Source organism: Bradyrhizobium forestalis, assembly GCF_002795245.1.
In the GTDB taxonomy this organism is placed as follows: Bacteria; Pseudomonadota; Alphaproteobacteria; order Rhizobiales; family Xanthobacteraceae; genus Bradyrhizobium; species Bradyrhizobium forestalis.
This window is the reverse complement of record NZ_PGVG01000042.1, coordinates 1-13,470: the sequence shown is the minus strand read 5'-3', so window position 1 is coordinate 13,470 and position 13,470 is coordinate 1. Positions and strand designations below refer to the sequence as shown.

The following is a 13,470-nucleotide window of genomic DNA, read 5'->3' as shown; positions in this document are numbered from 1 at the left end:
CCGTCAATGCCGCACTAAAACTACGCGTAAGCAACTCACGCTTCGCCGCGCAACCAGGCCTTCACCTTCTGCAACAGGCCGTGCCGCAGTTCATCCACGGACGCGGCTTCCGCCGGTGTCAGCGTTTGCAGGGCTGACTCGATATCGTCGGTGGCCAATGGCGATACCGGCTCGGAATCCTGCTTCGACTCCGGCGCGGACAGAGGCGCGAGCCCCGCCGCCGCGAGCGCAATCGGACCGATCTGGGTCAGGAAGGCGCGCTCATACTCGCGCGAGAGGCGCGCGATTGCGTCGTCCAGCGTCAGCCAGTCGACCGCCTTGATGTCGTTCATCAGCTTGCGGACCGGCCCGCCGTCAGCCTCCATCCGCCAGAAATGCACCACCTTGGAGCGCCCGCCGGACTGATAAACGAGCGTGCCCAGAAATTCGTGCACGGCAACGTCGTGGCCGGTCTCTTCGATCACCTCGCGGTGCGCGGCTTCCTTCGGCGTCTCGCCGTCATCGAGCTTGCCCTTGGGCAAGACCCACTCGTTGCGCTTGCGCTGGCGCACGACTGCAAGCAGCGGCGTCGAGCCACGCCGCAGCACAATACCACCCGCCGCCATCACCGGCGCCCGCGCCATCATCAAATCCGTCGTCGTAGAATCGTCCCCACGGACGATATAGGCGGCGGACGCGGCGGATTGAAGGCTACTTTCTCCTCAACAGCGCTTGACCGGCGCGAATGCGCGTGCCCTCGTTGATACCGTCGCAGAAGGTGAAATCGCCGGGCGCGAGGATGATGATGGTCGAGCCGTGCTCGAACCAGCCGAGCTCCTCGCCCTTGGCGACGTTGACGTCGCAAGGGAAATTGACCGGGCCGCGGGTCTGCGCATTCAGCACCATGTCGAGGAAGTGCAGGCGGATGCTCGCGACCAGGATCGCGGCAACGGGCACCAGCGTCACCGCTTCGCCAGTCGACAAATGCGTCCGGATCACCGCGCGCTCGTTCTTGCAGAACAGCCGCTCGACGCGCTTGAGCGCGATCGGGTTGACGTTCCAGACATCGCCATGGATCAGCGTGACGCGCTCGATATGCGCGTCATAGGGCGCGTGGAAGCGGTGATACATGCTCGAGGTCAGCCGCAGCGTGACGAAGGAGCCGTTGCGGTGCTGCTCGACCAGCGCCGAGTCACCAAGCAAGTCCAGCAACGAATAGGGCGCGCCCTTGACCTGGAACAGCTCGGTGTCCGCGATCCGGCCATGAGCGCCGACGATGCCGTCGGACGGACTCGCAACCGCCGAAGGATCGGGGTCAAAGGGCCGCAGGCCCGGCTTCAGCTCCCGGGTGAAGCAATCGTGCAAACTCCTAAAATGGGTCTTGCGCGCCTCCGACAGGTCGAGGTCGGAGAACAGCTTCCACAGCGCGATCGAGAAGTCCCGCACGAAGGGATTCTCGATCTTGGAGAACCAGCCCATGAAGCGGGTCAGGGCCGCGCGGGGGATGCGGTTGGTCAACAGGAAGTTGAGATCTTCCTGCTGGGTGAAAGAGGTGATGAGGGCTTTGACTGTCATGAATCTGTCAGCTCGCAGTATTAGCGCTTGTTGTCATGGAAACGACACTCCCGATTCTCTCGATGTCCGTGGCCGCCGCAGCCTCCGCTGCCGCCGTCTTCCCGAAGATCAAGGCGCGGGTCGAACTGTCCCGCGCCAAGCACCGCTCGCTCGCCGGGCACTCCAAGATGTCGCGCCGGGTGGCAAAGCTGCTCCCGTTCTACGAGTTCGGAGAGAACGACTACTTCTCCTGCGACGGCGCGCCGGCGAACATCGCCGCGCAGCGCAAGCAGGGCTTCTTCCGCCTCGCCGACCTCTACGCCGAGCGCTACCCGAAGGGCCGCGCGATGACGAAAGAGGCCGCGGAGAAAATCTCCGATCTGAACTTCACCGAGAGCTACCGCGTGCCGTTCCAGTTCTCGCGTCTCGTGCGCGAGCACCTGGGCACCTCGACCTTCATGGAGTCCTCGCGCGGCGTCACCGTCACCGATGTCGACGGCAACAGCTTCTACGATCTCACCGGCTCCTACGGCGTCAACATCTTCGGCAACGACTTCTACAAGGAGTGCATCGAAGGCGCCGAGAAGCGGGCGCATGCGCTCGGACCGGTGCTCGGTCCCTACCATCCCGTCATCCTCGAGAACGTGCAGCGGCTCTGCCAGATCTCGGGCCTCGACGAGGTCTCCTTCCACATGTCCGGCACCGAAGCCGTCATGCAGGCGGTGCGGCTGGCGCGCTACCACACCAAGCGCACGCATCTGGTCCGCTTCGCCGGCGCCTATCATGGCTGGTGGGGCGACGTGCAGCCCGGCGTCGGCAACCCGATTCCAGCGCACGAGACCTACACCCTGGCCGAGATGTCGGAGAGGACGCTGCATGTTTTGCGCACGCGCAAGGACATCGCCTGCGTGCTGGTCAATCCGCTGCAGGGCCTGCATCCCAACGCCAACGCGCCGGGCGATTCCTCGCTGGTCGATTCCTCCCGCGGCGGCAATTTCGATCGCGCGGCCTACACCGAATGGCTGAAAAAGCTGCGCGAGGTCTGCGACCAACGCGGCATCGTCTTGATCTTCGACGAGGTGTTCGTCGGCTTCCGTCTCGCCGTCGGCGGCGCCCAGGACTATTTTGGCGTGCGCGCCGACATGGTGACCTACGGCAAGAGCCTTGCCGGCGGCCTGCCGGTCGGCGTGGTCTGCGGCAAACGCGAGTTGATGCGCCGCTTCCGCGACGATCGCCCCGCCGACATTTGCTTCGCCCGCGGCACCTTCAACTCGCATCCCTACGTCATGACGGCGATGGACGAGTTCCTGAGCCGGCTCTCCAGTCCCAACTTCCGCGCCGTCTATGACGGGCTGGAGGAGACCTGGAACGGGCGCGTGCGAAAGCTGAACCAGATGATGGAGGGCGCCGACCTGCCGGTGCGGTTCGCCAACTTCTCGTCGATCTGGACGGTGAAATACACCACCCCGTCCCGCTACAACTGGATGCTGCAATATTACCTGCGCGCCGAGGGCCTGGCGCTGAGCTGGGTCGGCACCGGCCGGCTGATCTTCAGCCTCAACTACACCGACGCCGACTTCAGCGAAGTCGCCGAACGCTTCGTCCGCGCCGCCGGGAAGATGAAAGCCGACGGCTTCTGGTGGCACGACGGCGTGCTCACCAACAAGAATATCAAGCGGCAGATCCTGAAAGAGATGCTGGCCAAGCGCTTCGGGCGCTGAGGCTTCATCGAGCGGGCTTGCTCCGCCTCTCCCGCTTGCGGGAGAGGCCGACGCGCTCGCAGAGCGCGGCGGGTGAGGGTTCTCGCCGCATAGGGACACCCTCAGTAATCCCCGACAATCCCGACGCGGAGACACCCCCACCCCCACCCTCCCCCGCAAGCGGGAGAGGGAGCCCACTGCCAATGCCGCTGCATTGTGTGCACCATATGCGCTTGCCCTACCACACGCGGGGAGAGGCGAAGAAGCAGCCCCCAAGACGTGGATGCCCGGCACGAGGCCGGGCATGACGTAACCATCAGACATCGGAGTACGTGGTGAGACCAGCGCGCTCAGGCGTGCTGCTCTTCGAGCGTGGGCTCGCCGATGAGGCCCAGCGTGTGCTCGGGGTTGAGGTGCAGGCCGGGATCCATCAGCTCGCCGCGCATCAGGGCGAGCGGGGCGCCGCGATAGAGCATCAAATCGTGGAAGGGATCGGTCAGGATCTTGGTCATCCAGACGAGGCCAGTCTCGACATCGCGGATGAAGAACAGGTGCACGGTGCGGAACAGAAGGCCGCCGCCGCCGACCACGAGCCAGATCTTGGCCACCTGACGCATGAAGTCGGTCGCGCTGGCCCAGGGCGTGAACAGGCCGAACAGGGTGGGATCGACAACCAGGACCAGCGGCGAGAGCGCCCAGATCGCCATCAGCACCACCTTGCGCTGCAAATTGTAGCCGACCTTGATCTCTTCCTTGTACTCGTGCGTCGCCTGATTGATGTGATCGTAAGTGTGCGGCTCGAAGAAGAAGTGACCGGCCTGGCGCGAGGTCATCGACACCAGCCAGCCGACCAGCGCGGAGACGACGGGATCGATGAACAGCCAGACATAGGCGAAGAGGAAGCTCAGCGCGCTGACGAAGTGCAGGCTCTGATTGATGCGGCTGTGGTGATAGTAGCGATGGTCGTCCCAGCGCTGGATCCGCAGCTGCTCGAGATAATTCTTGATCATGCTCTTCCCCAAAATGCTTTCGGGTTCGGGATTTACAGAGATTCGATGTAGGCCGTGTGACATCATCATTTTGTCATGTGACGATGTGCAGCGGCGCGATGACGCACGCGACGCGTAGGCTCAAGCCGCTTTGGCGACGTCGACCTTGCGGAAGCGGACCAGCGAGAAGTGCCCCAGCGGCGGAATCAAACGACGCTCGGCAAGCTCGATGCCATGCGCGCCGGCCAGCCACTTGGCATAGCGCGACCAGGCGAACTCGGCGGTGCGGAAGCCGAGCGGACGCACCACCGGCTGCAGCTTCTGCTCGATGAAGCGGCGCATGCCGGTGTCGGCGCTGACGCGGGTGAGGATGATCAGCTCGCCGCCCGGACGCAGCACGCGGGCGAATTCGTCGAGCGCCTTCTCCGGATTCGGCACGGCGGTGACGACGTACTGCGCCATCACGACATCGAAGGAATTGTCGGGGAATTCGAGCTTCTCGGCGTCCATCACCGCGAGCCCCTCGACGTTCTTCAGCTTCTGCTCTTTGACGCGGCGGCGCGCCTTGTCGAGCATCGCTTCCGAAATGTCGGTGCCGAAGATACGCAGGTTCGGCGCGTAAAGCGGCAGCGAGATGCCGGTGCCGACGCCGACCTCGAGCACGCGGCCGCCGATCTTGTTGGTGGCCGCGATCGCGGCTTGACGGCCCTTGGCGAACACGCCGCCGAACACGAGATCGTAGACCGGCGCCCAGCGGTCATAGGCCTGCTCGACCGTGCCGCGGGTGAGGTCGAGCTGCTGGGTGCCGTCAAGGTTCATGATCTTAGCCATCGATGAGGTTCTCGCTGTGGTTCAAATGGACGATCAGCCGCGCACCGGCCGCCGCGCCATGCGAGGCGAGGCGCGCAAGACGCGGCTGGGCTGAAGTGAGGTGAGATTGCCGACGAACTGACGCGCGCTGTTCTCCCAGGAACGCTCCAGCGCGAAATTGCGGCAAGTCTGGCGCGACATGGTGAGCGCGCGCAGGCACGCGGTACGCAAATCGTGGTCGATCGCGCCGATCGGATGATCGGCGATGACGTCCTTGGGCCCTGTGACCGGAAACGCCGCAACCGGCGTGCCGCAGGCGAGCGCCTCGAGCTGCACCACGCCGAAGGTGTCGGTCAGGCTCGGAAACACAAAGACGTCAGCCGCGGCGAGATGCGCGGTGAGATCCGCGCCCTTCTTCTCACCGAGGAAGACCGCGCCCGGATAGTTCTTTTCAAGCGCCGCCTTCTGCGGACCGTCGCCGACGACGACCTTGGTCCCGGGCAGGTCAAGCGAGAGGAACGCTTCGAGATTCTTCTCCACCGCCACGCGCCCCATGGTCATGAAGATCGGGCGCGGCAGGTCGAGCTGAGCCGGAGCGTCGGGATGGAACAGCTCGGTGTCGACGCCGCGCGTCCAGAAGCCGAGCCGCTTGAAGCCGCGCTCGGCGAGCTCCTGCCGCAGCGAGGGCGTCGCCACCATGGTCATGGCGGCGGTATCGTGGAAATGGCGCAGCACGGCATAGCCGATTGCGGCCGGAATGCCGGTCCGCACCGAGACGTATTCCGGGAATCGCGTCGTATAGGAGGTGGTGAAGGCGAGCCGGTTGCGGCGGCAATAGGCCCGCGCCGCCCAGCCGATCGGGCCTTCGGTCGCGATGTGCAGCGCGTCCGGCGCCGCCCTCTCGAGCCGCCGCGCGATCTCCTTCCCGCTCGGCAGCGCGATGCGCAGGCCGGGATAGGTCGGCAGCGGCCAGGACGGAAAGCCGTCGGGGGTGAGGAAGTCGATCTCGACATCGAGGGCCTTGGCCGCATTCGCCAGCGAGGTCAGCGTCCGGACCACACCGTTGACCTGCGGATGCCAGGCATCGGTCGCGATTAATACCCGCATGGGGAAATCCCGAGAGTTTGATGATTCTCAGGCAACGACCATCAACGAAGGATATTTCAGGCGTGTGACGTCACAGAAGTGTCGGCGTGCTGTTTTGTTCGTTAACAGGCTCGCGGAGCCACGAAACTGTCATGAAACAATCCTTGCCGCCATGAAACCGTTTTCGGTTTTCCGCGCAAATGTCCCGAAACGTTTTGCCGTTAGGACTTTAGGCAACGGAGCACCGAAACGGTGCCGCGGTGAGCAAAGACACCGAGCAAACAGGGGCGATCACATGTTCAATCTGGACACGTTCAAGACGTTTTCGCGCGCCGTTGCATTCGGCGCAGTCGCGGTCTCCGCAATCGCGTTCGCAGGTGCAGCCGAGGCCGCACCGATGCAGCTCTTCCCGTTCTTCCAGCCGCTGCCGCCGATGGCCGCGCCGCAGCCGATCCAGCCTTATCAGCCTTATCAGCCCTATCAGGCGCCGACCTATCAGACCGAGCCGTCCGAGGATCAGGATGCCGTCGAACTGCCGGCCCGCTTCCGCCGCCAGACCGTTTCCTATGCGACGCGCGAAGCGCCGGGCACGATCATCATCGATACGCCCAACACATATCTCTATTACGTGCTCGGAGGCGGCCAGGCCCTGCGCTACGGCATCGGCGTCGGCCGCGACGGCTTCACCTGGTCCGGCATCCAGTCGGTGAGCCGCAAGGCCGAATGGCCGGCCTGGACTCCGCCCCCGGAGATGATCGCCCGCCAGCCCTATCTGCCGCGCCACATGGCCGGCGGCCCCGGCAATCCGCTGGGCGCCCGCGCCATGTATCTCGGCGGCACCATCTACCGCATCCACGGCACCAACGCGCCCGAGACCATCGGCAAGCGCGTCTCCTCGGGCTGCATCCGCTTGACCAATGAGGACGTCACCGACCTCTATTCCCGCGTCAACGTCGGCACCAAGGTGATCGTGCTGCCGATGACCGAGCGCCGTGCAGATCTCGGCGCCGCGACGCGGTAAAGCGACAGGACATCGTGACGCGAGCGGCCCCGGAACTCACCGGGGCCGTGTTCGTTTGCCTCGACATCCCGACGCGCTTGCTGCGGCGCGGTCCCCGATGGAGGCGCAAATGCAACCACGCCTGCGATCCTCGCCAAGCCCATGGCTGCACGCCCTCGCCGGCGCCGGAGCACTGACGCTGCTCGTGTCCGCGTTCTCCTCGCTCGCGCAGCAACCCGCGAGTGACGACACGGGCCAGCAGGCCTTCAACAATTCCTGCCGCACCTGTCACTCCGTGAAAGAAGGCGACAACCGCCTCGGTCCCAACCTCAACAAGATCGTCGGGCGCAAGGCCGGCTCGCTGCCGAACTACAACTATTCCTCCTCGATGAAAGAGGCCGGCTTCAACTGGGACCAGGACAAGCTCACCCGCTTCATGGTCAAGCCCGACGAGGTCGTGTCCGGCCACAAGATGCAGCCCTATGGCGGCATCTCGACGGAGGAGGCGGCGAAGGTGTTTGCGTATCTGCAGGCGGCTTCGCAGTAACGACTTGGGCGACGCGGTCGTTGTTTGGCGTCGGTGATCGTGGCCATCCTTCGAGACGCCCGCCTTCGGTGGGCCCTCAGGATGAGGGATGAGCTGGTGGCCTGAGATAACAAACCATCGCACTTGCGCCAGCCCGCAAATGCCGATTAGCCTCATCCTGAGGAGCGCGCCCTAGCGCGCGTCTCGAAGGACGAAGCGGGCACGATGACCGAAGGCGCGTACCTTTACATTCTCAGATGCGCCGATGGCAGCTACTACATCGGAACGACGCGCACCGAGCTTGAGATCAGGATCGCGCAGCACAACGCTGGTACGTTCGCTGGCTATACGAAGTCACGCAGGCCCGTCACGCCGGTCTTCTCACAGTGGTTCGACCGCATCACCGACGCAATCGAATGCGAACGCAAACTCAAGAAATAGAGCCGCGCCAAAAAGGAAGCTTTCATGCGCGGCGATTTTGCCGAACTGCATGAGTTGGCGAAGCGCGGATCACATCATCCTTCGAGACGCCCGCCTCCGGCGGGCTCCTCAGGATGAGAAGCGGAGTACGCCGCAGCACTCTCGCCGCGACGCGGATGCCCGTTGAGCCTCATCCTGAGGAGCCGCGCTTGCGCGGCGTCTCGAAGGACGAGGCGGGCGCAAGGTGAGAGGCTGCGTTCACCCGCCGAGCCGCCGCTCCGCAACCAACCTCAGCCACGCCGATGCATGAAACGCGCTCATCAAGAGATACATCGGCACCATCCCGCCGAGCAGAGACCCCTGCCCGGCGGCGCAGAGCATGTCCGCCGGGCCGCCGCCGAGCACGGCGGTCAGCAGAGCCATGACCGCGAAGGTCGGCGTGGCCGCCAGCCCCAGCCATCTGGCGAGGTGGCGCGCGGCCACGACGCCGTCGCGGCTGGCGCCGGCCGTTGCGCTGACGGGACTAGTCACGGCCTTCCGCGGCCTCCTGGCGAAAGGCCTTCTCGCCGGCGTCCGAGATCTCCACCCATTTCTTGTCGGGTGTGGCGCCTTCCGTGTAGCTGTCGTGCCAATTCCACCATTTGTAGGTCGGCGTCTGCGGATAGCCCTTGGGCGAGTCCTCCCAGACCTCCTGCCGGCCGAGCGGGGTGATGTCGAGATAGTTCCAGGTGCCGCCCATCTGCTCGTCGCCGCGGCTCTTGACGAAATAGGTGCGGAAGATGCGCACCCCGTCGCGGTAGAACACGTTGGTGCCGTGCCATTCGTCCACGCCGAAATCGGCATCAAAGCTATCGGTAATGGTGACCCATGGCATGGTCCAGCCCATCCGCTTCTTCAACCTGGCGATGTCGGCCTGCGGCGCGCGCGAGGCGAACACCAGCGTGGTGTCGCGGGCGTTCAGATGCGCGACATGAGCGACCTGGTCGGCCACCATGGAGCAGCCGCGGCAGGCCTGATCGGGCCAGCCGAACACGCCCGGCTCGAAGAAGGCGCGGTAGACGATCAGTTGCCGCCGGCCCTGGAACAGATCAGCCAGACTGACCTTGCCGCCGGGCCCCTCGAACGCATAGGTTTTAGCAACTTCCATCCATGGCATGCGCCGGCGCTCGGCGGCCAGGGCGTCGCGGGCACGGGTATGCGCCTTTTCCTTCACGAGCAGTTGCTGGCGGGCGGCCTCCCAGTCCTGCGGCGACCCCCCCGGTGGGGTCTGCATGGCGGTCTGTCCGTTCGTCCCTGCTTGGTCTGCTGAAGTCATCATGGTTCTCCAAACTTCTTGCCTGACGTTTTGCCCGGGCGACCATCCCGCCTCTCGCGGAACCGCTCGCCCCTCACCGCACATTGTCGGCCGTCAACGATTTCTGGCACCGGGCGGTTGCGCGGTGGGAGTAACAAGTGTGGCGGGATTGACATGGAGTCGCTGATCACGGCCGCGGCACGCGCGCTCGAGGCCGGCGATCCGCTCGGCGCGCTGAACCGCGTTGCGCTGCGCAATGATGCGCCGTCGCTGGCGCTGCGCGGCATCGCGATGGCGCAGCTCGGCGATCTCGCCAAAGCCAAGTCGCTGCTGCGCAGCGCCGCGCGCGCCTTCGGTCCGCGCGAGGCGGTGGCGCGCGCAAGGTGCATCGTCGCCGAAGCCGAGATCGCGCTGGTCTCGCGCGATTTGAACTGGCCGGTGAAGACGCTCGCGGCGGCACGCGTGACGCTCGAAAAGCACGGCGATCTCGCCAATGCCGCCTATGCAGGCCATATCGAAGCGCGCCGTTTCCTTCTGGTCGGACGCCTTGATGAGGCCGAGCGCACGCTGGCAGAGGTCCGCCCTGCGCCGCTCCCCCCCGCCTCGCAAGTCGTCCGCGAGCTCGTGGTTGCCGGCATCGCGATCAGGCGGCTCAGAACGAAAGACGCGCGCACGGCCCTCAGCCGCGCGGCTCTCGCGGCGCGCCTTGCGAAAATCCCGGCGCTCGTGGCCGAGGTCGACAGCGCCAACCTCATTCTCGACACGCCGGCGGCGCGCCTGATCGCGCGCGGCAGCGAACACCCGTTGTTGCTCGGAGAGGTCGAACGACTGGCGACCTCGACGGCGCTCGTCGTGGACACCTTCCATCATGTGGTGCGCAGGCAAGGCGTCGTGGTGTCGCTCGGAACGCGCCCCGTGCTGTTCGCGCTCGCTCGTCTGCTGGCGCAGGCATGGCCCGCGGATGTCTTGCGAGAGACGTTGATATCAGGCGCGTTTCAAGCCAAGCACGCCGACGAATCGCACCGCGCGCGATTACGCGTCGAGATCGGACGGCTCCGCACCCAGCTCAAGCCGCTGGCCGACATCAGCGCGACGCAGCAGGGCTTCGTGCTGGCGCCGCGGAAGACGCGCGACGTCCTCGTGCTGGCGCGGCCCAATGAGGAGAAGCACGCCGCTGTCCTCGCCTTTCTCGCCGACGGCGAGCCGTGGTCGAGCTCAGCGCTCGCACTTGCGCTGGGGATCAGCCCGCGCACCGTGCAGCGCGCCCTCGAGGAGCTGGCGCGATCGAGCAAGGTGCAGTCGTTCGGACACGGACGGGCGCGCCGCTGGATGACGCCGCCCGTTCCGGGTTTCCCGACAGGCTTGTTACTCCCCACGCCGCTCCTGAAGACGTAGGATGCACCGAGCACAGGGATCGAGCACATGAAACGTTCAGCCGCCGAGATCGTCACGGAGTATGGGCCCTTTCCAGGCGTCGAGGCCGTGCATGGCGTCACCTATGACGGCAAGCACGTCTGGTTCGCATCCGGCGACAAGTTGAATGCCGTCGACCCGGCCAGCGGCAACATCGCGCGCTCCATCGACGTCGCCGCGCATGCGGGAACGGCGTTCGACGGAAGGCACCTGTTCCAGATCGCCGAGGATCGCATCCAGAAGATCGATGCGGCCTCGGGCACGGTGCTCAGCACCATTCCGGCACCCGGCGGCGGCGGCGATTCCGGCCTTGCCTGGGCCGAGGGCTCGCTCTGGGTCGGACAATATCGCGAGCGCAAGATTCATCAGGTCGATCCCGAAACGGGAAAGGTCCTCCGCACCATCGAGAGCAAGCGCTTTGTGACTGGCGTGACCTGGGTCGACGGCGAGCTCTGGCATGGCACCTGGGAAGGCGAGGACAGCGACATCAGGCGGATCGATCCTGAGACGGGCAAGGTGCTCGAGCAGCTCGACATGCCCGCCGGGACCATGGTTTCAGGCTTGGAGTCCGACGGCGGCGATCGCTTCTTCTGCGGCGGCGGCGGTCGCGGCAATGTGAGGGCAGTCCGCCGTCCCCGGCGCAGCTAGCTCCGTCGTGATGGCTTGAATGCGTGGTAACGGCGCGTTTGCAGCCGTTAACCTGTTCGCCCCAATTCCACCCCACCGGTGCGCTCTAGCGCCCTCCTCGCCCGCCCTATAGAATCCCCGCCGGGGCGGCTTGGGGGATTGATGCGTCTGACGTTGAATCTGAAGACTATCCTGATCGGCGTCGCAGTGCTCGCGGCGTCGTTCTTCATCAGCCTGAAGGCGATGGATTTCCTGTCGCCGCGCGCGACGAATTCGGCGCCGCCGGTCGCGCAACTGCGGCCGCTGCCGCCGGTCTCGAAGAGCTCGATCGTGGTCGCGCCGGTCGCCATCGCGATATCCGCGATCCGCGAGCAGGCCGAGAAGGCCGCACCGCGCAATTTCGCCGGCAAGGCCGACAACCCGATCTCGCAGATCCTGGAGAACGCCGATATCGGCTGGTCCGCCGTGCGCGGGCCGATGGCAGCTGCCGGCGACAAGGACGTGCTGACGATCTCGACGCCGCTCAGCGGCAAGCTGAACGTGACGGGCTCGCTGTCCTCGAAAGCCACGGGCGCGCTTGGCGATGCGCTCGGCAGCGTGCTCGGTGGCGACGCGGCGAAACGGATCGGCGCGGTCAACATCAAGAATTTGAACGCCAGCGCCGAGATCAAGGGCAACGTGATCGTCACCTCGCGCCCAAAACTCGCGGCGAACTGGCATCTGGAGCCCAATCTTGGTGCCCAGGTCAATCTCGGCGACACCAACCTCAACGTTGCCGGCGCCAAGGTCAACGTGCCGGCGCAGGTGAAGCCGCTGATCGACAAGAATGTCGGCGAGCAGATCAACATCGTCTCCGAGCGCATCCGCAACGATCCCTCGCTGCGCGAGAATGCGAAAGCGCAATGGGCCAAGGCGTGCCGCTCGATCCCGCTGCAAGGCTCGGGCGGCTCGGCCGCGCTGCCGCCGCTCTGGCTCGAGATGAAGCCGGTCCGCGCCATCGCGGCGCAGCCGCGCGTCGATGCACAGGCTGTGACGCTGCTGCTCGGCCTCGAAGCCGAGACACGCGTGACCTCGGCGCCGACCAAGCCGGACTGTCCGTTCCCCGACAAGATCTCGATCGTGCCGCCGACCGGTACCGGCGTGAACATCGGCGTGCCGATCGACGTGCCCTTCACCGAGATCAACAAGCTGATCGCGGCGCAGATGGTCGGCCGCACCTATCCCGAGGACGGCTCAGGCCCGGTCGACGTCACCGTCAAGAGCGCCAACGTGATCCCGTCGGGTGACCGGCTGCTGATCTCGCTTTTGGTGCGCGCCAAGGAGAAGAAGAGCTGGTTCGGCCTCGACGCTGAGGCGACCGTGCACATCTGGGGTCGGCCGGTGCTCGACCAGGCGCAGCAGACGCTGCGGCTCACCGACATCCAACTCGCGGTCGAGTCCGAAGCGGCCTTCGGCCTCCTGGGAGCGGCGGCCCGCGCCGTGGTTCCGCAGATGCAGCAGGCGCTGGTGCAGAAGGCGACGCTCGACCTGAAGCCGATCGCCGCCAATGCCCGCGAGAAGATCGCCGCCGCGATCGCCGACTATCAGAAGAGCGAGGACGGCCTCAAGGTCGACGCCAAGATCGACAGCCTGACGCTCGCCGACATCGCCTTCGACTCCAAGACGCTGCGCGTCGTCGCCGAAGCCGGCGGAACGCTCAATGTGTATGTGAGCAAGCTGTCGGGGATGTAGCGCGCCCCACTCACCACAGGGCTATCGCATTTGAGAGCTTTTCCCTGCGGCCATCCTTCGAGACGCCCGCTTTAGGCGGGCTCCTCAGGATGAGGACGGAGCGCGCGGCAGCAGTTTCAACGGGCACCGACGCTGCTTAGCCTCATCCTGAGAGCGTGAGAATCTTTTGGCAGCATTTGCCACAGAGGCGAAGCTGTGATTCGATCGCATGGCACGAAGCAGGGGCTGATGATGGCTGACGAGCAGTTGTTCGAGGGGTTACCCAAGCAGGAAGGACCGCAGGCCGAGAGGCGAGGTGCGCTGCGACTGCGGGTGCCGGAACGCAGTCAGATCGGCATGCA

13 protein-coding genes and 1 pseudogene are annotated in these 13,470 nt (G+C 65.4%); 7 read left to right on the top strand and 7 right to left on the bottom strand.

The features are described 5' to 3' along the window. Positions 1-35 precede the first annotated feature (35 nt). A complete protein-coding gene (locus CVM73_RS32415; protein ID WP_100235880.1) occupies positions 36-623 on the bottom strand; it encodes an NUDIX hydrolase in 588 nt (195 codons plus the stop codon). 67 nt (positions 624-690) lie between these two features. Then, on the bottom strand, positions 691-1,554 hold the full coding sequence (gene asd, locus CVM73_RS32410; protein ID WP_100235840.1) for an archaetidylserine decarboxylase: 864 nt from the start codon (positions 1,552-1,554) through the stop codon (positions 691-693). Between the two features lie 35 nt (positions 1,555-1,589). Here asd and CVM73_RS32405 point away from each other — a divergent pair, with 35 nt between their 5' ends. Next, the gene (locus CVM73_RS32405) at positions 1,590-3,254 is read left to right on the top strand and encodes an aminotransferase class III-fold pyridoxal phosphate-dependent enzyme (protein WP_100235839.1); all 1,665 of its coding nucleotides are present in this window, start codon (positions 1,590-1,592) and stop codon (positions 3,252-3,254) included. A 329-nt stretch (positions 3,255-3,583) separates the two neighbouring features. Here CVM73_RS32405 and CVM73_RS32400 read toward each other — a convergent pair whose 3' ends face one another. The 3 genes from CVM73_RS32400 to CVM73_RS32390 all read right to left on the bottom strand — a co-directional run bounded on the left by CVM73_RS32400 (position 3,584) and on the right by CVM73_RS32390 (position 6,139). After that, on the bottom strand, positions 3,584-4,243 hold the full coding sequence (locus CVM73_RS32400) for a hypothetical protein (RefSeq protein ID WP_100235838.1): 660 nt from the start codon (positions 4,241-4,243) through the stop codon (positions 3,584-3,586). A gap of 120 nt (positions 4,244-4,363) precedes the next feature. Then, positions 4,364-5,053: a class I SAM-dependent methyltransferase gene (locus tag CVM73_RS32395; protein WP_036038402.1), complete on the bottom strand. Its 690-nt coding sequence runs from the start codon at positions 5,051-5,053 to the stop codon at positions 4,364-4,366. Positions 5,054-5,086: 33 nt separating this feature from the next. After that, positions 5,087-6,139: a glycosyltransferase family 4 protein gene (locus tag CVM73_RS32390; RefSeq protein ID WP_100235837.1), complete on the bottom strand. Its 1,053-nt coding sequence runs from the start codon at positions 6,137-6,139 to the stop codon at positions 5,087-5,089. 274 nt (positions 6,140-6,413) lie between these two features. Here CVM73_RS32390 and CVM73_RS32385 point away from each other — a divergent pair, with 274 nt between their 5' ends. From CVM73_RS32385 to CVM73_RS32375, 3 genes and pseudogenes are all read left to right on the top strand, one after another. Beyond that, entirely contained in the window at positions 6,414-7,139 is a 726-nt protein-coding gene (locus tag CVM73_RS32385; protein WP_100235836.1) for a L,D-transpeptidase, read from the top strand. Positions 7,140-7,236: 97 nt separating this feature from the next. After that, positions 7,237-7,665 carry a c-type cytochrome gene (locus tag CVM73_RS32380; RefSeq protein ID WP_100235835.1) on the top strand — a complete coding sequence of 143 codons (429 nt, stop codon included), beginning with the start codon at positions 7,237-7,239 and terminating at the stop codon, positions 7,663-7,665. Between the two features lie 204 nt (positions 7,666-7,869). Next, positions 7,870-8,202, top strand: a pseudogene (locus CVM73_RS32375) (GIY-YIG nuclease family protein). Positions 8,203-8,322: 120 nt separating this feature from the next. On the opposite strand, the gene CVM73_RS32370 reads toward CVM73_RS32375, so the two are convergent. Together CVM73_RS32370 and CVM73_RS32365 are read right to left on the bottom strand one after the other, a co-directional pair. Continuing rightward, the gene (locus CVM73_RS32370; protein ID WP_100235834.1) at positions 8,323-8,595 is read right to left on the bottom strand and encodes a hypothetical protein; all 273 of its coding nucleotides are present in this window, start codon (positions 8,593-8,595) and stop codon (positions 8,323-8,325) included. Next, entirely contained in the window at positions 8,588-9,382 is a 795-nt protein-coding gene (locus CVM73_RS32365; protein WP_100235833.1) for a DUF899 domain-containing protein, read from the bottom strand. Before CVM73_RS32365 ends, CVM73_RS32370 begins: the two co-directional genes overlap by 8 nt. A 150-nt stretch (positions 9,383-9,532) precedes the next feature. Here CVM73_RS32365 and CVM73_RS32360 point away from each other — a divergent pair, with 150 nt between their 5' ends. The 3 genes from CVM73_RS32360 to CVM73_RS32350 all read left to right on the top strand — a co-directional run bounded on the left by CVM73_RS32360 (position 9,533) and on the right by CVM73_RS32350 (position 13,129). Then, positions 9,533-10,753, top strand: a complete 1,221-nt coding sequence (locus tag CVM73_RS32360; protein WP_100235832.1) for a helix-turn-helix domain-containing protein — start codon at positions 9,533-9,535, stop codon at positions 10,751-10,753. A 27-nt stretch (positions 10,754-10,780) separates the two neighbouring features. Further along, positions 10,781-11,419: a Vgb family protein gene (locus CVM73_RS32355; protein WP_100235831.1), complete on the top strand. Its 639-nt coding sequence runs from the start codon at positions 10,781-10,783 to the stop codon at positions 11,417-11,419. Between the two features lie 141 nt (positions 11,420-11,560). Continuing rightward, positions 11,561-13,129, top strand: coding sequence for a DUF4403 family protein (locus CVM73_RS32350; RefSeq protein ID WP_100235830.1), 1,569 nt, complete (start codon positions 11,561-11,563; stop codon positions 13,127-13,129). Positions 13,130-13,470 lie beyond the last annotated feature (341 nt).

Bases quoted from the DNA above. Each gene is read 5' to 3' on its own strand.
- CVM73_RS32415 (WP_100235880.1), bottom strand. From the start codon at position 623: ATGGCGCGGGCGCCGGTGATGGCGGCGGGTGGTATTGTGCTGCGGCGT.
- asd (WP_100235840.1), bottom strand. From the start codon at position 1,554: ATGACAGTCAAAGCCCTCATCACCTCTTTCACCCAGCAGGAAGATCTC.
- CVM73_RS32405 (WP_100235839.1), top strand. From the start codon at position 1,590: ATGGAAACGACACTCCCGATTCTCTCGATGTCCGTGGCCGCCGCAGCC.
- CVM73_RS32400 (WP_100235838.1), bottom strand. From the start codon at position 4,243: ATGATCAAGAATTATCTCGAGCAGCTGCGGATCCAGCGCTGGGACGAC.
- CVM73_RS32395 (WP_036038402.1), bottom strand. From the start codon at position 5,053: ATGGCTAAGATCATGAACCTTGACGGCACCCAGCAGCTCGACCTCACC.
- CVM73_RS32390 (WP_100235837.1), bottom strand. From the start codon at position 6,139: ATGCGGGTATTAATCGCGACCGATGCCTGGCATCCGCAGGTCAACGGT.
- CVM73_RS32385 (WP_100235836.1), top strand. From the start codon at position 6,414: ATGTTCAATCTGGACACGTTCAAGACGTTTTCGCGCGCCGTTGCATTC.
- CVM73_RS32380 (WP_100235835.1), top strand. From the start codon at position 7,237: ATGGAGGCGCAAATGCAACCACGCCTGCGATCCTCGCCAAGCCCATGG.
- CVM73_RS32365 (WP_100235833.1), bottom strand. From the start codon at position 9,382: ATGATGACTTCAGCAGACCAAGCAGGGACGAACGGACAGACCGCCATG.
- CVM73_RS32360 (WP_100235832.1), top strand. From the start codon at position 9,533: ATGGAGTCGCTGATCACGGCCGCGGCACGCGCGCTCGAGGCCGGCGAT.
- CVM73_RS32355 (WP_100235831.1), top strand. From the start codon at position 10,781: ATGAAACGTTCAGCCGCCGAGATCGTCACGGAGTATGGGCCCTTTCCA.
- CVM73_RS32350 (WP_100235830.1), top strand. From the start codon at position 11,561: ATGCGTCTGACGTTGAATCTGAAGACTATCCTGATCGGCGTCGCAGTG.